The sequence below is a fragment of the Chitinivorax sp. PXF-14 genome, assembly GCF_040812015.1.
Taxonomy (GTDB): domain Bacteria; phylum Pseudomonadota; class Gammaproteobacteria; order Burkholderiales; family SCOH01; genus JBFNXJ01.
In genome coordinates this window covers 19,396-35,893 of the sequence record NZ_JBFNXJ010000009.1, presented here as the reverse complement: position 1 = coordinate 35,893, position 16,498 = coordinate 19,396, and the positions used below count along the sequence as shown (strand labels likewise).

General features: G+C 65.5%; 15 protein-coding genes. 9 read left to right on the top strand and 6 right to left on the bottom strand.

The genetic code is table 11. The features are described 5' to 3' along the window. Positions 1–57: 57 nt before the first annotated feature. The 4 genes from ABWL39_RS12100 to ABWL39_RS12085 are packed head-to-tail and all read right to left on the bottom strand — an operon-like array spanning position 58 to position 5,177. Positions 58–1,287 carry a pyridoxal-dependent decarboxylase, exosortase A system-associated gene (locus tag ABWL39_RS12100; RefSeq protein ID WP_367791151.1) on the bottom strand — a complete coding sequence of 410 codons (1,230 nt, stop codon included), beginning with the start codon at positions 1,285–1,287 and terminating at the stop codon, positions 58–60. Positions 1,288–1,291: 4 nt separating this feature from the next. Continuing rightward, entirely contained in the window at positions 1,292–2,878 is a 1,587-nt protein-coding gene (locus ABWL39_RS12095; RefSeq protein WP_367791148.1) for an acyl-CoA ligase (AMP-forming), exosortase A system-associated, read from the bottom strand. 20 nt (positions 2,879–2,898) lie between these two features. Beyond that, positions 2,899–3,954, bottom strand: coding sequence for a GNAT family N-acetyltransferase (locus ABWL39_RS12090; RefSeq protein WP_367791145.1), 1,056 nt, complete (start codon positions 3,952–3,954; stop codon positions 2,899–2,901). After that, positions 3,951–5,177 (bottom strand): DegT/DnrJ/EryC1/StrS family aminotransferase, encoded by a 1,227-nt coding sequence (locus ABWL39_RS12085; RefSeq protein ID WP_367791142.1) that lies wholly within the window; start codon positions 5,175–5,177, stop codon positions 3,951–3,953. The genes ABWL39_RS12090 and ABWL39_RS12085 overlap by 4 nt, the downstream gene beginning before the upstream one ends. A 216-nt stretch (positions 5,178–5,393) precedes the next feature. On the opposite strand from ABWL39_RS12085, the gene ABWL39_RS12080 reads away from it, so the two are divergent. The 7 genes from ABWL39_RS12080 to ABWL39_RS12050 all read left to right on the top strand — a co-directional run bounded on the left by ABWL39_RS12080 (position 5,394) and on the right by ABWL39_RS12050 (position 13,063). After that, positions 5,394–5,645, top strand: coding sequence for an acyl carrier protein (locus ABWL39_RS12080; RefSeq protein WP_367791138.1), 252 nt, complete (start codon positions 5,394–5,396; stop codon positions 5,643–5,645). Then, complete coding sequence (locus ABWL39_RS12075) at positions 5,642–6,475, top strand: hydrolase 2, exosortase A system-associated (protein WP_367791134.1); 834 nt, start codon at positions 5,642–5,644, stop codon at positions 6,473–6,475. The genes ABWL39_RS12080 and ABWL39_RS12075 overlap by 4 nt, the downstream gene beginning before the upstream one ends. After that, positions 6,462–7,316, top strand: a complete 855-nt coding sequence (locus ABWL39_RS12070) for a hydrolase 1, exosortase A system-associated (RefSeq protein ID WP_367791131.1) — start codon at positions 6,462–6,464, stop codon at positions 7,314–7,316. Before ABWL39_RS12075 ends, ABWL39_RS12070 begins: the two co-directional genes overlap by 14 nt. After that, on the top strand, positions 7,313–8,551 hold the full coding sequence (locus ABWL39_RS12065) for a glycosyltransferase (protein ID WP_367791128.1): 1,239 nt from the start codon (positions 7,313–7,315) through the stop codon (positions 8,549–8,551). Before ABWL39_RS12070 ends, ABWL39_RS12065 begins: the two co-directional genes overlap by 4 nt. Before the next feature lie 67 nt (positions 8,552–8,618). Next, the gene (locus ABWL39_RS12060) at positions 8,619–9,377 is read left to right on the top strand and encodes a tetratricopeptide repeat protein (RefSeq protein ID WP_367791124.1); all 759 of its coding nucleotides are present in this window, start codon (positions 8,619–8,621) and stop codon (positions 9,375–9,377) included. A gap of 9 nt (positions 9,378–9,386) precedes the next feature. Continuing rightward, the gene (locus ABWL39_RS12055) at positions 9,387–10,709 is read left to right on the top strand and encodes a hypothetical protein (protein ID WP_367791121.1); all 1,323 of its coding nucleotides are present in this window, start codon (positions 9,387–9,389) and stop codon (positions 10,707–10,709) included. Beyond that, a complete protein-coding gene (locus ABWL39_RS12050; protein WP_367791118.1) occupies positions 10,706–13,063 on the top strand; it encodes a hypothetical protein in 2,358 nt (785 codons plus the stop codon). The genes ABWL39_RS12055 and ABWL39_RS12050 overlap by 4 nt, the downstream gene beginning before the upstream one ends. On the opposite strand, the gene ABWL39_RS12045 is transcribed toward ABWL39_RS12050, so the two are convergent. Beyond that, entirely contained in the window at positions 13,029–13,802 is a 774-nt protein-coding gene (locus tag ABWL39_RS12045) for a serine protease (RefSeq protein WP_367791115.1), read from the bottom strand. The genes ABWL39_RS12050 and ABWL39_RS12045 overlap by 35 nt on opposite strands. Positions 13,803–13,968: 166 nt before the next feature. Here ABWL39_RS12045 and ABWL39_RS12040 point away from each other — a divergent pair, with 166 nt between their 5' ends. Continuing rightward, a complete protein-coding gene (locus ABWL39_RS12040) occupies positions 13,969–14,721 on the top strand; it encodes a GNAT family N-acetyltransferase (protein ID WP_367791112.1) in 753 nt (250 codons plus the stop codon). Positions 14,722–14,914: 193 nt separating this feature from the next. Beyond that, positions 14,915–15,709 carry a lysophospholipid acyltransferase family protein gene (locus ABWL39_RS12035; RefSeq protein WP_367791110.1) on the top strand — a complete coding sequence of 265 codons (795 nt, stop codon included), beginning with the start codon at positions 14,915–14,917 and terminating at the stop codon, positions 15,707–15,709. Here the strand turns inward: ABWL39_RS12035 and ABWL39_RS12030 are convergent. Next, positions 15,639–16,466: a symmetrical bis(5'-nucleosyl)-tetraphosphatase gene (locus ABWL39_RS12030; protein WP_367791106.1), complete on the bottom strand. Its 828-nt coding sequence runs from the start codon at positions 16,464–16,466 to the stop codon at positions 15,639–15,641. The genes ABWL39_RS12035 and ABWL39_RS12030 overlap by 71 nt on opposite strands. Between the last annotated feature and the right edge of the window lie 32 nt (positions 16,467–16,498).

The window sequence follows — 16,498 nt, the reverse complement described above, 5'->3', positions numbered from 1 at the left end:
TGTGTATGGAAAATTCGTTGGGCGCCGTCGCGCGGGCGGATCGTCGCCGCTTGCGCGTCACACCAGCACCTCGGTCGGCTCCGGGTGGCTCAGAAAGCCGGTCGGGCTCGCCGTCAGGCCATAGGCGCCGGACTGGAACACCACGACCAGATCGCCAACTTGGGCCGCGGGCAGATCCATCTTGTCGCCGAGCAGATCGAGCGGGGTGCACAGCGGCCCGACGACAGATACCGTTTCGCGAGCGCCGTCCATGCGATTGCCGATAGCCACCGGATAGTTCTTGCGGATCACTTGGCCGAAATTGCCCGAGGCCGACAGGTGATGGTGCAGGCCGCCGTCGGTCACCAGATAGGTGTGGCCGCGCGAGACCTTCTTGTCGATCACGCGGCAGACATAAACGCCAGCCTCGCCAACCAGATAGCGGCCAAGCTCGATTACCACCGCCGCACCGGGCAGTCGGGACGCGGTCTGCGGCAAATGCCTCGCCAGATTGTCGGCGATCGGCGCCAGGTCTAGCCGACTTTCGCCGGGGAAATAGGGGATGCCGAAGCCGCCGCCGATGTTCAGTGTCCTGAGCGCGCTCGGCGCATGCTCGGCCAGCCGGTAGGCGAGCGCAAAGGTCTGGTCGTGCGCCTCGATGATGGCCTCGGGCTTCAGATTCTGCGAACCCCAGAAGATGTGGAAGCCTTCGAAATCCAGGTCGAGCTGGCCGATCCGGCTCAATACATCGGGTACGCGTTCGGCGTCGATACCAAACTGCTTGGGGCCGCCACCCATCTTCATGCCCGACGATTTCAGCTCGTAGTCCGGGTTCACGCGCACCGCGACGCGTGGCCGCAGGCCAAGCTGCTGGCCCTGTGTGGCGGCGCGTTCGAGCTCGCGTTCCGACTCGACGTTGAGGGTGATGCCGGATGCGATCGCCTGACGCAGCTCGGTTTCGGACTTGCCGGGCCCGGCGAAGCTGATGCGTGCCGGGTTCATGCCGGTGTCGAGCGCGACGCGCAGTTCACGCCCCGAGGCGACATCGAGGCCATCGACGAGCCCGGCCATGTGCTGCACGACGGCAGACATCGGGTTGGCCTTCATGGCGTAGTGCAGCTCGATGCCGGCCGGCAGCGCGGCACGCAGCGACGTGACGCGGGCGCTCAGCAGCGCCCGGTCATAGGCGTAGAACGGCGTCTGCCCGACCCGCTCGGCCAATTGGGTGAGTGCGATGCCGCCGAGGTGAAGACAATTGGCGTGAGTCGGGAACTGGTCGGTCGGGGCGTGGACGGGCTTGGTACTCATCGGCTCATTCTTGTTCAAACAGGTGGTTCAGCTCGGCCGACAGCAGTTTGCGGTCGATCTTGCCATTCGGGTTGCGCGGCAGGCTGCCGCTACGCGGTTCGATGTGGTGCGGCAGCATGAAGGCGGGCAGCTGGCGCTTGCACGCGGCCAGCACGGCGGCGGTGTCGAGCGTGGCGTTCCCCTTGGCACTGGCGACCACGACGATGGCTTGGCCCAACTGCGGGTGCGGTACGCCGAAGGCCGCGCATTCGCCGACCAGATCGGTGCCGTAGACGACTTCTTCGACCTCGGTCGGGCTCACACGGTAGCCCGAGGTCTTGATCATCTCGTCGCGGCGGCTGATGAAGTAGAAGAAGCCTTCCTCGTCGCGGCGCACGGTGTCGCCCGACCATACCGCCAGCTCGGGAATCACCAGACCCGGCTGCACGGCAGGGATGGCCTTGAAGCGCTCGGCAGTCTTGGCCGGATCGTTCCAGTAGCCGAGTGATACGTGTACGCCGCGGTGCACCAGCTCGCCCGGTTCGTTGGCGGCGCAGGCGCTGCCATCCTCGCGCAACACCATGATCTCGGCATTGGGGATGGCCTTGCCCATCGAGTCGGGGCGGCGCTCCACCTCGTCCGGCGGCAGATAGGTGGAGCGGAAGGCCTCGGTCAGACCATACATAAGATAGGGCTTGCTATTCGGCAGCGATTTGCGCAGCGCCGCCAGCGTGGCGCTCGGCATATGGCCGCCGGAATTGGTGAAGTAGCGCAGGTGGCGGGCCGCGTCACCCGGCCACTCGAGCTGGGCGAGCTGCACCCACAGCGGCGGCACGCAGGCCAGGCCGGTGATGCGCTCGCGCGCGCAGGCCGTCACGATGTCGCGCGGCAGCAGGTAATTCATCAATACCGCCGTGGCGCCGGTCAGGAAGGCCGTCGTCAGCTGGTTCATGCCGTAGTCGAAGCTCAGCGGCAGCACCGACAGCAGGCGGTCGTCGGCATTGATCTCTAGGTACTCGGCCACCGACTCGGCGCCGGCCACGATATTGCAATGGGACAGCACCACGCCCTTGGGTTTGCCGGTGCTGCCCGAGGTGTAGAGGATGGCGGCCATGTCGCCGTCGATCAGCCGGTGTTGTGGAGCAAGCGCTGGCTCGGCCATGAACTCGTCCCAGCCGATCAGCGTGACGCCGGGTACGGCCTGTGCGCCGGGCTTCAAGCCGACAACGACGATGGTGCGCAGGTCATGGCAATGCTGCAGGCTGTCCGCCAGCGCGAGCAGCCGCTCGTGCGAGGTAACCAGTACGCGCACATTGCAGTCCTGCAGGATGTAGCCAAGCTGCTCGGCCTTCAGCAATGGGTTGACCGGCACGTAGACGCCGCCGGCGGCGGCCGCACCAAACATCGACACGACAGTCTCGAAGCGCTTTTCCAGATAGATTGCCACGCGCTCCGATTTTTCCAGCCCGAGCGCCGTCAGGCCGCTCGAGAACTGGCCGAGCAGGGCCGCGAGTTCGCGATAGCCGAGGCTGGTTTGTTGGTAGCGCAGGGCCTCCTGTTCGGGATGGCGTTGCGCGGTGTGGTCGATCAGTTCGTGAACGAGCTTGGGCATGAGAAGTCGCAGTCGTGGAATCAGGAGGCGTCGCCCAGGTTCTCGGCCGGCGTGTCGGCCGCCGGGCGGTTGCGCTTGAGCATGTCACGCAGCTTGGGCAAGAAGCCCCAGCGGTAGACGTTGACGTGGTACAGCGTGCGTACTTCGTCGCTCCAGCGCGTGTGCCACTCCATCAGCTTGCCATAGAATTCGATCCGCTTCAGCCGGGCTTCTGCAAACAGTTGCGGGAAATATTCGTGGCGCATCAGGAAGGCCGGCGAGGTATCGCGTATCGACTCATCGTAAGTGGTCTTGAGGATGATCATTTCTTCCGCCCCCTCGATGCACAGATCCATCGCCACCACGGTGTCACCATACCAGTAGCGGTAGATCGCGCCTCGGCCGGCCGTGATGAAATCGGCCAGCAAAGCAGTATAGAAGCGCCCCTGGGCATTGTCCGGGTGGACCGCAGTGCCGGTGTCCGATTTCCAGCCGGCGCTCTCCAGCCTGCCGTAATCGGCAATCGCGGCGGGTACCTGGGCCGGGTCGGTGATGCGTTCGAGCCGGGTGGCCATGCCTTCACGCTCCAGCCGGTTGGCCTGCTTCTTCATGTTCTGGCGCAGGTTCTTGCCGCGCTTCGCCCAGTAGTCGTCGAAGCTGCCGTCGAGCGTCACACGGGCCGTCTGGATGTAGTCTTGTGTCGCGGTGCGCCCGTTGGTGGCCGGCCGCTCGCGCAGGTCCGGGTCCATCTGCTGGATGCCGAGCAGCAGCGCGGCGCCGGGCAGAGCCGGCACGAGCGAGGCCGCCAGTTCGACCATGTCGAGGCCCGCGGCTTGCACCCACAGGCCGATCGGCGCCTGCGACGGCTGAAAGGTTGACCAGGCACCGCGCCTATCCTGCCGCACGATGGTCATTACCTGGATGCCGCCTGCGTCGCTGCCGATGGCCAGCCGTTCGTCGCCCTGTGCGAATTCACGCAGCAGCGGGGTAATGAACGCGCCGCCCTGCAGCACCGATCCGCCGCGTGCGTTGTTGAGCCTGTCCCAATCGCCGGCATGGCGTTCAAAGGCTGAGATTGGCTCCAGTCGCCATTTCATCGTGCTGCTCCAGTCTTGCTTGCGGACGCCGCGTGCAGCGTCGTCTTGATGGTGTCGATCATCCAGTCTAGCTCCTTGCCCGACAATTCTTGATGACAGGGAAACTGGAATACGCGGCGCGACAGGTCCGTGCTGACCGGGCACAGCGCGGCATCAACGCCGGGCCACAGGTGTTCGCCGAAGCGGATGATGGGAACGCGTTGGCGCTTGAGCTGCACGAATACCTTTTCGGGCTCGTCCATGACCAGCGGAAAGACATAAGGGACGACCGTCGGCGGCAGTTCCGGATAGAGGGGGTGGCAGCCTTCGGTGTCGCGAAACGCGTCGAGCAGCTTCTGGTAGTTGCTGCGTCGCTTGGAGATGATGCGGTCGAAGCTGCTGGCACGCATCAGCCAGCGCGACGGCAGCGACATGCGCTTGTCCATCCACTGCGGCTCGAACGAGGTACCGCCCTCGGCCGAGCTAGGGGCGGCGGACAGGGCCGATACACCAGGGCCGGCAATGCGCTTGGTGTGGTTCCAGAGCGTATCCTTGAGCCACAGCAGCGGCTTGGCGATGAGGTTGGCGCCAGACAGCCGGCCATACTGCAGCGCGTTTTCGAGCGTGTTGATGGTCGACTTGAGCTGGAACGACAGCTCCGGGCGCTTCAACTCCAGTCGCTTGGCGGCGGGATTGCGCATGGCGATGCAGCCACCGTCGTAGATGGGGAAGAACTTCCAGGGTGAGGCGATGGCGTATTCCCCAAAGCTGCCGATGGCCTGTCCGCCGACTTCGCCGAAGAATGCGTGGGCGCAGTCCTCGATCATTGGCAGCCGGTGGTGCTCGCAGAACTCGGCCAGCTTGTGGCCATCCTGCGGAAAGCCGAAATAGTGCGTCACCAGCATGGCGGCCGGCTGGTGCTTGGCCACCAGCTGCTCGACATGTTCTAGGTCGACCTTGGTGTCGGGATGGATGCGGTAGAACACCGGCACGGCACCGATCCAGACGATCGGCTCGATCATCGCATTGCAATGGTAGGCCGGCACCAGCACCCGGCTGCCACGCTTGAGGCCCAGCGAGAACAAGGCGTTGGCAATGCCCATGCGGCCGCTGGTCAGGTATTCGAGACGGTCGAGCGAGAGCACCGAGGGTAGCTTGCTGCGGTTGCCGCCAAACAGGGCTGCCCACGACAGCACCGGGTCTTTCGGTATGGCAGGCGGAGGAAAACTGTTTTCGGTGCTCATGGAAAAAGCATAAAATCGTGTTTTAAGAAAATGTCTTTAACATAATAACATGGAGCCTGCCGCATGTTTTGACGGTTCCGTGTCGACTGCTGAAGATGTTGGCCCAGAGGCCCCGTTCGCCTTGCCAATGCTATCGCCGCCGCAGATAATCGGGCGCACCGGGGCTGGCGGGTTTGCGGCCGTTTGCATATTGGATGTGGTTGAAAGTACAGGAACATGGCGACATTGATGGAAGTGAAGGGTCTGCTCAAGGACGTGCTGCAGCTGGGCGACCGCGTGGATGAGTTTACCGAGGATAGCCCGCTGCTGGGGAGCATCCCCGAGCTTGACTCGATCGCCGTGATCAATCTTATAACAGCCCTCGAAGAACAGTTCGGTTTTACCATTTCCGACGACGAGATCAGCGCCGATACCTTTGCCAGTGTTGGCAGTCTGGTGGCCTTCGTCGACGCCAAGTCGGGCGCGTGAGCAACGTGGCAGGGCCGGATGCCTTCTTTCTGGAGACGCCGGCGGGCCAGCGTTTCTGCCTGCATTATCCGTCCCTGACCGAAACGCGGGCGTGTGCGGTCTACCTGCACCCGTTCGCCGAAGAAATGAACAAGTCCCGCCGTATGGCAGCTATGGCCGCGCGTCGCATGGCGCAGCGCGGCATCGCGGTGCTGCAGATCGATCTCTGCGGTTGCGGCGACAGCGCGGGGGATTTCAGCGATGCCAGCTGGTCGGGCTGGCTCGACGATGTGGGCCACGCCGTGGCCTGGATGCGCAGCCGTTACGGCCAGGCGCCGATGCTGTGGGGCTGCCGCCTCGGTGCCCTGCTGGCGGCCGCCCATGCCGCCAGCGATGCCGATTGCCGACGCTTGCTGTTATGGTCGCCGGTACTCCATGGCGAACAATTCCTTACCCAGTTCCTGCGCCTGAGGGTGGCGAACCAGATGCTCGCGGGTGGCGAAGGGCTCACCACCCAGCAGCTGCAGCAGAATCTGCAGGCTGGTGCGAACGTCGAGGTCGCCGGCTATGAGCTGGCGCCTGCACTGGCCCTGCCTATGGCGGCGTGCAAGTTGGCCACGCTGTTGCAGCCGGGCCAGCAGGTCGATTGGTTCGAATTGCAGACATCCGCCGACCGCCCCTTGCCTGGCGTGATCGACAAGCTCGTTGCGGAGCGCTGCGCGGCAGGTGTCGAGATTGCCCTGCAGGCGGTGATCGGCGAGCCATTCTGGTCCACGCAGGAGATTACCGACGTACCGGCCTTGCTCGATGCCACGCTTGCTGCGCAGGAGGAGCGTCGTGTCCTGGTCTGAGTCGGCGCTGACATTCGACTGCCAGGGCGAGTCGCTACCCGCCATCATCAGTCTGCCCGCAAACGGCATGGCCGAGCGAGGCGTGCTGATCGTGGTGGGCGGGCCGCAGTATCGCGCCGGTAGCCACCGCCAGTTCGTGCTGTTGGCCCGGCACCTGGCCCGGCACGGCATCGCTGCGATGCGCTTCGACTACCGTGGCATGGGTGATGCCGGTGGCGAGCTGCACAATTTCGAGCAGATCGATGACGATCTGCGTGCCGCCATCGATGCCTTCCAGCACGCGGCGCCAGCGGTGCGCGAGGTCGTGATCTGGGGTCTGTGCGATGCGGCCTCTGCGGCCCTGTTCTATGCCTGGCGCGACAAGCGCGTGACCGGGCTGGTGCTGCTCAACCCCTGGGTGCGCACCGAGGCGGGGCTCGCGCGTGCCTATATCAAGCATTACTACCGTCAACGTCTGCTTAGCGCCGAGTTCTGGCGCAAGCTGCTGTGCGGCGGGGTCGATCTGAAGGACGCCTGGCGCTCACTGGTCGACAAGCTCGCGCAGGCCAGGCAGCCGGCGGCGCCAGTGGCCGAGCTGGGGCTCGATGCAAGCCTGTCCTTGCCGGATCGCATGTGCGAGGGCTTGCGGCGCTTTGCCGGGCGGGTGCTGCTGGTGCTGTCTGGCGACGATCTCACTGCCGCCGAGTTCCGCGAGGCGGTGGCGGCCTCGCCCGACTGGCAGGCGCAGCTTGCCGCCCCGCGCGTGACGCAACGCGAGCTGGCGGAAGCCAACCATACCTTTTCGCGGCGCGAATGGCGCGACCGCGTTGCCGACTGGACACTGAGTTGGGTGCGTGAATGAAGAAAAAACGGGTGCTGTTGATCGCTTACCACTACCCGCCGTTGCGTGGGTCGAGCGGCATCCAGCGTGCGCTGCGCTTTTCTCAGTACCTGCCGGAATTCGGCTGGGAGCCGATCGTGTTGACGGCCCATCCGCGCGCCTATCAGGACACTTCGGCCGACCTGATGGCCGATATCCCCGCCAATACCATCGTCGAGCGCGCCTTTGCCCTCGACACCTCGCGCCATCTGGCACTGGCGGGCCGTTATCCGCGCGCCTTTGCACTGCCCGACCGCTGGGCAAGCTGGTGGTGGGGGGCGGTGCCGGCCGGGCTCAAGCTGATCCGGCGCTATAAGCCCGATGCGATCTGGTCGACCTACCCGATCGCCACCGCACACAAGATCGGCCTGACCTTGCAGAAGCTCTCCGGCCTGCCGTGGATCGCCGATTTCCGCGACCCGATGGCGCAGGAGGGCTACCCGGCCGACCCGGCTACCTGGCGTGCCTTCCAGCGTATCGAGATGGAAACCTTCAAACGCTGCGCGCGCGCGACGTTTACCTCGCCCGGGGCGATCCGCGAGTACCAGAAAACCTATCCGGCGCTGACCGACGGCAAGCTGGTGCTGCTCGAGAACGGTTACGACGAGGAGGCCTTCCTGCGAGGCCCGGCGCCGCTTGCAGCGCCGCCACAGGGGCCGAAGGTGCTGCTCCATAGCGGCATCGTCTACCCGAGCGAACGCGATCCGACCCAGCTGTTCGCGGCCTTGGCGCGCTTGAAGCAGGCCGGCCGGATCGATGCCGCGCGCTTGAAGGTTCGGCTGCGCGCCACCGGCAACGACGCCTTTATCGCCAGGCAGATTGCCGATGTCGGCATTGGCGATCTGGTCGAGCTGGCGCCGGCTGTCCCCTATAACGATGCGCTGGCCGAAATGCTGTCGGTCGATGGCCTGCTGGTGATGCAGGCCTCGAACTGCAACGGCCAGATACCGGCCAAGCTGTATGAATACTTCCGCGCGCAGAAGCCGATCCTGGCACTGACCGATCCCGCTGGCGACACGGCGCTGACGCTGAAGGCGGCGGGCGTCGATTCGATCGCGCGGCTCGACGATGCGGGTGACATCGCCGTGCGCCTGACACGCTTCCTCGACGATATCCCGCTTGGCCGTGCGCCGGTGGCGAGCGACGAGACGGTGCGCGCGTCCTCGCGCCGCGGGCGGACCCGGCAGTTCGCCGAGCTGCTGGACCAGGTTTGCTGAACGGCATCCGCACGTTCAGCGCAAAGCCTACGCTAGATAGGCCCATATCTTGATTTGGAGAGGTGCGATGAAGGACCGTTTGCTGTGTGCGCTGTTGCTGCTGGCGTTGACCCCGCTCGCCTGGGGCATGGAAGAAGACTGCCCCATGGTGAAGGGGCCGAAAAACCGTGACTATTCGGTGCGGGAAGATGCCCAGTTGCTCGCCATCATCGAGCGCGCGCATTTCTCCTCGGATGTCGAACTCGGCATTCATGGCACGAGTGGCACCATGCCTGGTGGGGATATCGCCTATACGCTCGAAAACTATCCCAACCATCCACGTGCCTTGGCTGCGATGATGCGTTTGGCCGATCGCGGCCACACCACCAAGCCATATGGCGCGAAGTATTCGATGCAGTGTTATCTCGAACGCGCGGTGACGTTCTTCCCGCACGATCCGACTGCCAAGATGATCTACGCCACCTATCTGGGCAAACTGAACAAGACCGATGAGGCGATCAAGCTCTTGAAAGAGGCCGACGAGGCCCTGCCGAACGATCCGAACATCGCCTACAACCTGGGTCTGCTGTTCTTCACCAAGAAGGACTACGCGCAGTCGCTGGACTATGCCCACAAGGCCTATGCGGGCGGTTTCCCATTCCCCGGCCTGCGTGACAAGCTGAAGAAGGCCGGTGCCTGGAAAGAGGCGCCGGAGGGCGCACCGGCACCCGCACCGGCCACGCCGGCCATCAGCGCAACGCCTGCGACATCAGCGGCACCTGCGGCCCAGGCGCCCGCGCCGTCGACGCAGACGCCGCCTGCCGTGCCGGCTTCGCCAGAACGCTGACCTTGTCCCATGCGCCGTGTCGCCGCCCGGCTGCTGCTGTGTTTCACCTGCTGCCCTGGCGTGTTGGCCGCGGCGACGCTGCACGCGGGCCCGGATGACTACCTGAGCCGGCTGGCTGAATTGCAGCCGGGCGACGAGTTGCTGCTTGCACCGGGTGTCTATCGTGGCGGCCTGCCAGTGCATCGGCTGCTCGGTACCGCCGAGCAGCCGATCATCATTGCTGGCGACCCGGACAAGCGGGCCGTGTTCCTCGCCCGCGCTAACCGCAACACGGTCAGCATCGTCGATTCGGCCTATGTCACGGTACGCAACCTTGTCCTCGATGGCGGCGACCAGCCGGCCGATGGCGTGCGTGCCGAGGGCAATGCGCAGTGGGCGCACCACATCACGCTCGAGCACCTGCTGATCGTCCGCCATGGCGTGGATCAGGGCTATGTCGGCATCTCGACCAAATGCCCGGCCTGGAACTGGGTGATCCGCGACAATCGCATCGTCGGCGCCGGCACCGGCATGTATCTCGGCAATTCCGATGGGCGCGCGCCGTTTGTGGTCGGCCTGATCGAGCGCAATGTGGTGGCGGATTCGATCGGTTACAACCTGCAGATCAAGCATCAGCAGCCGCGTCCGCCGCTACCCGACATGCCGGTGCAGCCGTCGCGCACCCTGATCCGGCACAATGTGTTCATCAAGGGGCACAACAGCAGCAGCGGCATTGCGGCGCGCCCCAGCGTGCTGGTCGGCCACTGGCCCTTGCAGGGGGCGGGGCAGGACGATCTGTACGAAATCTACGGCAATCTGTTCTATCAGAACCCGAGCGAGGCCTTGTTCCAGGGGGAGGGTAATATCGCCTTCTATCACAACGTGCTCTTCAACAGCCATGGAGATGCCGTGCACATCCAGCCGCACAACGACATTCCGCGCCGTATCGACATCTTTCGCAACACTGTGCTGGCTACGGGCGACGGCATCCTGATCCGCAACCCGCTGTTCGGCGCCGGCGAGCCGCAGCGGGTGTACGCCAACGCGGTGTTCTCGGCACGCGGCAACAGCGGCGGCGAGCGTTGGGGCAATGTCGAGGCCGAATGGCAGGCCGCTCCGCAATACCTGCGCGCGCCGTTCGCCAGTGCAGGGGCGAGCCGCCTCTACCCGCTACCGGGCAGGCTACGGCTCGACAGCGCAGATCCGGCGTGGCTGACGGCCTACACCGATGCGGTCCGGGACTTCGACGGGCGGCGCTTCGCCAGCCGCTACGTCGGCGCCTATGCCACGGCCTCGGGGCAGCCGCTCGCCCCCTACCTGGCCGGGCGCCTGACGCCGGGAGATGCACCATGATTGCCAGCCTGCCGCGCCTGATCGGCTTTCGCATGCTGTCCCTGCTATGGCTCGCGCTGTTGCTGGCCGGACTGTGGGGGCGCCCCTACTTGCCGCTGCTGCTGCCCCTGTTGCTGTTGCAGCTGGTGGTGCAGGCACGCTGGCCGCTGGCCTGGCTGCTGACGCTGCCGGCCATGTTGCCCTTGATGGACTGGTCGCCGTGGAGCGGTTGGCTCGAGTTGCAGGAGTTCGACTTGCTGGTGCTGCCGGCGCTAGCCGTCGCCTACTGGCAGGCGCCGCGCCAGCCGGTGGCGGGGCGGTTGTCCCCGCTTGCCACGGTGCTGGTGGGGGGGCTGTTGCTGTCGTGGGCCGGCGCGCTGGTGCATGGTGTGCTGCAGCTGGACCCATCTGCGACCTGGCTGCCTGGCTCGCTGAGCGCCAGCAATGTGGTCCGCGGGGCGAAGGGCACCTTGCTCGGTATCGCCATGCTGCCACTGGTGCGGCGGGCCTGGGCTGAGCGGGAGACGGCCCTGTGGCACTATTTCATGCCAGGCATGGCCATCGGCCTGTGCCTGGCCAGCGCGATGGTGGTGGCGGAGCGCTGGCTGTTCCCTGGCTTGACCGACTTCGCCAGCGATTATCGCGCGGTGGGGCCGTTCTACGAGATGTTTGCCGGTGGCGCCGCGCTGGATGGCTATCTGGCGCTCGGCTTGCCGCTCTTGCTGTGGGTCGGTCTGCGCCAGCGCCACGATGCCTGGCTGGCGGTGGGCGCTGGCGTATTGGGGCTCGGGCTGTACGCCTCGTTGACCACCTTTTCTCGCGGCGTCTACCTAGGCGGCCTGCTCAGCGTGCTGGTGATGGCGGCCTTGCTGCTGCGCGGCACGGGGGCAGGGCGGCGCTCGATCGGCGTGCTGCTGTGGCTGTTGCCCGGCATCTACGGCCTGCTGCAGGTGTTTCATGGCGGCGGCTACCGCACGCTTGCCGCGGCCCTGCTGGCGATCGTGGCCGCGCTATTGCTGGTGGCCACGCCCCGGCCGTCGCGCGGCCGCCCGGCCTTGCTGCTGGCGCCGACCATGCTGGGAGTGCCTGCCGTGTTTGCCTTGTTCGCGCTGTTCGACAAGGGCGCCTATCTTGCCTGTGCGCTGGCCGCGCTGACGGCCGCCGCCGGCTGGCTGTGGTACTGGCGTGCGGGTTCGGCCCGCGGCTTGGCGCTGGCCTGGGTGGCCACGCTGGCCTTGCCCCTGACCGTGCCGATGGTGGGCTGGCATTGGGGCGGGCAAGCCGCGCTGACGGCGGCCCTGGCCTGGGGCGGCTACGCCTGGGCGACGCTGCTGGTCGGCCGTCTGGCCGGCTGGGGGGCTGAGCATCCGCGCGATCTGGCCTTGCCTGTCGTCTTCATCGCCTTGAGTGCGGTGGTGGTGCCGGTGCTCGGCAACTACTACATGGGGCAACGCTTCGGCCAGGTCTCGCAGGATCTGCAGGGCCGCGGCCAGCACTGGAGCGACGTCGTGGCGCTGGTGGATAGCCCCGCGGCCATGCTGCTGGGCAAGGGGGTCGGGCATTTCGTCGATGATTACTACTGGCACAACCGCCACGCCGAGCTGCCCGGCGCCGTGCAACTGGTGCACGAGGCTGGCCGCAACTACGTGAAGCTCGCCGCGCCGCGCTTCATCGGCGGCTTCGGCGAGGTGGTGCGGCTGTCGCAGCGGGTATCGCTCGGCTCGGGCACGGTCTACTTCTCGGCGCTGGCACGCAGCGCCATGCCAGATGGCGCATTCGACATCTACCTGTGCGACAAGTGGTTGCTCTACCCGTTCAACTGCCTATTTGCCGGGGCGGGCAACGTGGGGACGACGTGGCAGCCGATCCGCGTCATGCTCAAGGGCGAGCGCATCGTCGATGGGCGCTCATGGCTGCGCCCGAGCCAGATCAACCTGTCGACGGGCAATACCAACCGGGCATCGAGTATCGACCTGACCGACATCGACGTCACCGATGCCAGCGGGCGCTCGCTGCTCAAGAATGGCGACTTCCGTCAGGGCATCGCGCACTGGACCTACACCAGCGACCGCCACCACCTGCCGTGGCACGCCAAGAACATGTGGCTGCACGTCTACTACGAGCAGGGACTGGCCGGTGTACTGAGCTTCTGCTGCGTGCTGGCCGCGGCCGTCGCATCGCTGTTGTCACGCCACCGCCGCGACGACCGGCTGGCCGTGCCGATGCTGGCGGGCCTCATCGGCCTGCTGGCGGTGGGCCTGTTCGACAGCCTGCTCGACTTCGGTCGCATCGCCTGGCTGTTCTACCTCGTGCTCTGGCTTAGCCTGATGAAGAGCGTGCCTACGGCGCCTTCGCGCGCAGCAACTCGTCGATGAAATTCGAGGGGATGGCGTAGGTGATGCCGGATGGCGCCGTTAGTGCCGCTTCCTTGGTGCCCTTGACGAACACCATGTTGATGATGCCGATGACCTTGCCCGTCTCGGGCTCATAGACCGGGCTGCCGCTATTGCCCGGATAGGCGGTGGCATCAAGCTGGAAGATGCTGAACGCGCCGGACTGCAGGCGTTTTACCACCTTGGTATCGAGCTGGCGCGAGGTCAACGCCGGCAGCACGATGGGGGTGATGCCGGCCACGCGGCCGGTATGGGTTGCCGGGTACAGGCCGAGCACCATGCCGATCGGGAAGCCGGTGAAGGCGACTTCCTCGCCCTCGCGCACCCTCGACGAATCGCCGATCGTCAGTGGTGGCAGCGGGACACCGGCAATACGCAGCAGCGCCAGATCGTGCGCCTTGTCGCTGCCCACCAGCTCCGCCTCGCGGAATACTGCCTGGCCGTTCTGGCGTACCAGGATGCCGAGTTTTTCCTTGCCTTCCGGGTCGAGCACGGGCGGCACGACGTGCGCATTGGTGACGATCAGGTTGCCCGAGGCCACCGCGAAACCGGTACCCAGGAAGCTGACCGGCGGCTGGCGTGTCGGCGACTGGGTGCCGACACCGACGATACTCGGGCGCACCTTGTCCACCGTGTCCGGCAGGGACTCGGCATGGGCCGCCAGGGGGGCGGCCAGGCAGGCGCCGAGCAGCAGAAAACACAAGCCTGTCTTGGGATACATGGCTTTCCTTGTGTGGATGTCGACTGCAGCCAGTATAGCCGATCGGCTCCGGCATCGGACCTGCTGCTGCGGCGCCCGGGGTGTCACCAAAACTTAACCGTCCGGTAACGCGAATTGCATGGGCAGGCCCTAGCCTGTGCAGCATTGATTCGATGGAGAAATCGCAATGCTGCAACCCAGGGTAGAGGACAAGTCGCACGTCAGCGGCAAGCTGTCGGTATCGTTGGCGAACCATGCCGATGAAGTCGCCGAGGCCCAGCGTCTGCGTTACCAGGTGTTTGCCGAGGAGATGGGCGCGCGCCTGCCCGACGCTGCCACCGGCCTTGACCGCGACATGTACGACGCCTTCTGCGAGCATCTGCTGGTGCGCGACGACAGCACTGGTGAGGTCGTTGGCACCTATCGCATCCTGTCTCCATCGCAGGCACGCAAGATCGGCAATTACTACTCCGAGTCGGAATTCGATCTGGTGCGGCTTGGCCACATCCGCAACCGCATGGTCGAGATCGGCCGCTCCTGCGTGCATCCCGACTATCGTTCCGGCGGCACCATCACCATGCTGTGGGCGGGCCTCGCCGAATACATGGTGCGCAACAGCTACGAATACCTGATCGGTTGTGCCAGCATCAGCATGGCCGACGGCGGACACAATGCGGTCGGCATCTTCAAGCAAGTCCGCGACAAGCACATAAGTCCCGTGGAGTGGCGTGCTTTTCCGCGTTGCCCGCTGCCGCTCGATGCCATCGATGCCAGCCAGGATGTACAGTTGCCGCCGCTGATCAAGGGCTACCTGCGCGTTGGCGCGCTGGTATGCGGCGAGCCGGCCTGGGATCCCGACTTCAATACCGCCGATCTGCTGATGCTGCTGCCGATGGCGCAGATGAACCAGCGCTACCTGCGCCACTTCATCGGCCGCTGAGCCGGCCTGGCCTGCATGAGCCCGATGGGCGCGGCTTGTGGCCGTTACCCGTTGGCGTGCCCGTCGCGCATGCCGGGCCGTTCATGAAATGCGGTTGGCATGCGCAACAGGCTCGCCTTGTGCCCCATCCCATCGTTACAATGTCCGCCTTTCAGAACGGCGCATCGTCATGCGCAATTCACGAGGGCTTGTAGTGCGTAAGACGTTTTACCCGCTGCGCTTCTGGCGCCTGTTTCGCCTGACCGTCCACCTGTTCTATGGCGTGGCCAGGGTCGCAATCCGTTTCCCCGTGCTGGACCGCGATGGCCGGGTGGCCTTCGTGCAGAGCTGGTCGGCCACGATGGCGAGCATTCTCAACCTCAAGGTCAAGGTGGTGGGTGAGACGCCGGGCGTCTACCCAGGCAATACCTTGCTCGTCGCCAACCACATCTCGTGGATCGATGTCTTCGTGCTCAACTCGGTGACGGTGTCGCGCTTCGTGGCGAAATCGGAGATCCGCAACTGGCCTGTCATCGGCTGGCTGTGCGAGAACACCGGCACCCTGTTCATCGAGCGCGCCAGGAAACGCGACACGGCACGGGTCGGCAGTGTCGTGTCGGCAGCACTGGCGGAGGGCGATTGCATTGCCATGTTCCCCGAGGGGACGACGGCCAACGGCACCTTCCTGCGCCCGTTCAATGCCTCGCTGTTCCAACCCATTCTCGAATCGCAGGGCATGGTGCAGCCGGTCGGGCTGCGCTACCTCGGTACCGATGGCCAGGTCACGCTGGCGCCTGCCTATACCGACAACCTGTCGCTGATCGAGTCGATCTGGCGCATTGTCTCGGTGCGTGAAATCGTGGCCGAGCTGCACTTCTCGCGCACGCTGACCGCTGAAGGCGCGCACCGCCGCCATCTGTGCCGCGAGGCGGAAGCGCTCATAGGTAGTGCGTTAAATCTGCCGCTGCTCGGCAAGGCAGCTGGAACACCTGCCGATCCTCCAGCCTGACGGCAGTCAGCGCGCCACCCCACAGGCAGCCGGTATCGAGTGCCAGCAGGTCGTCGCGCAGCCTGAGCCCGAGTGCCGACCAATGGCCGCACACGACCGGGGTGCCGGCACTGCGCCTGCCCGGTGCGTCGAACCAGGCGGTCAGGTGGGGCGGGGCGTCGGGTAATTCCCCCTTGTACTTCAGGTCGATGTCGCCGTCCCGCGTCACCAGGCGCATGCGCGTCATGGCGTTGACGATCAGCCGTAGCCGCTCCCATCCCGTCAGCGCCTCGTCCCAGTGGCGCGGCTCGTTGCCGTACATGTGGCGAAACAGCTCGTGGTGCGCGTCGCCCTGCAGCACAGTCTCGACCTCGCGCGCAAGGCGGAGGGCATCGTCGGCCGACCATTGCGGCAACAGGCCCGCATGCACCATCAGGTAGCCCTCGGCGGCATGCACGAGCTTCTGCCGGCGTAGCCAGCCCAGCAGGTCGTCGCAATCGGGGGCCGCCAGAATGTCGCCAAGGGTGTCGTCCGAGTGCTGCTTGCCATGCCCGGCCGCGACGGCGAGCAGGTGCAGGTCGTGATTGCCGAGCACGACGTCGATGTGATCCTGTAGCCCGTAAGCCCAGCGCAGCACGTCGAGCGAGCCGGGGCCGCGATTCACCAGGTCGCCGGCGAGCCACAGGCGGTCCCGCGCGGGGTCGAATTCGATCTGTGCGAGCAGGGCTTGCAGGGGCTCGAAACAGCCCTGGATGTCACCGATGGCGTAAGTTGGCATGGCGTTGGTGCGATAAGTGGTCGGCCGACATT

Bases quoted from the DNA above. Each gene is read 5' to 3' on its own strand.
- ABWL39_RS12090 (WP_367791145.1), bottom strand. From the start codon at position 3,954: ATGAAATGGCGACTGGAGCCAATCTCAGCCTTTGAACGCCATGCCGGC.
- ABWL39_RS12100 (WP_367791151.1), bottom strand. From the start codon at position 1,287: ATGAGTACCAAGCCCGTCCACGCCCCGACCGACCAGTTCCCGACTCAC.
- ABWL39_RS12045 (WP_367791115.1), bottom strand. From the start codon at position 13,802: ATGTATCCCAAGACAGGCTTGTGTTTTCTGCTGCTCGGCGCCTGCCTG.
- ABWL39_RS12080 (WP_367791138.1), top strand. From the start codon at position 5,394: ATGGCGACATTGATGGAAGTGAAGGGTCTGCTCAAGGACGTGCTGCAG.
- ABWL39_RS12050 (WP_367791118.1), top strand. From the start codon at position 10,706: ATGATTGCCAGCCTGCCGCGCCTGATCGGCTTTCGCATGCTGTCCCTG.
- ABWL39_RS12095 (WP_367791148.1), bottom strand. From the start codon at position 2,878: ATGCCCAAGCTCGTTCACGAACTGATCGACCACACCGCGCAACGCCAT.
- ABWL39_RS12030 (WP_367791106.1), bottom strand. From the start codon at position 16,466: ATGCCAACTTACGCCATCGGTGACATCCAGGGCTGTTTCGAGCCCCTG.
- ABWL39_RS12040 (WP_367791112.1), top strand. From the start codon at position 13,969: ATGCTGCAACCCAGGGTAGAGGACAAGTCGCACGTCAGCGGCAAGCTG.
- ABWL39_RS12055 (WP_367791121.1), top strand. From the start codon at position 9,387: ATGCGCCGTGTCGCCGCCCGGCTGCTGCTGTGTTTCACCTGCTGCCCT.
- ABWL39_RS12060 (WP_367791124.1), top strand. From the start codon at position 8,619: ATGAAGGACCGTTTGCTGTGTGCGCTGTTGCTGCTGGCGTTGACCCCG.
- ABWL39_RS12065 (WP_367791128.1), top strand. From the start codon at position 7,313: ATGAAGAAAAAACGGGTGCTGTTGATCGCTTACCACTACCCGCCGTTG.
- ABWL39_RS12085 (WP_367791142.1), bottom strand. From the start codon at position 5,177: ATGAGCACCGAAAACAGTTTTCCTCCGCCTGCCATACCGAAAGACCCG.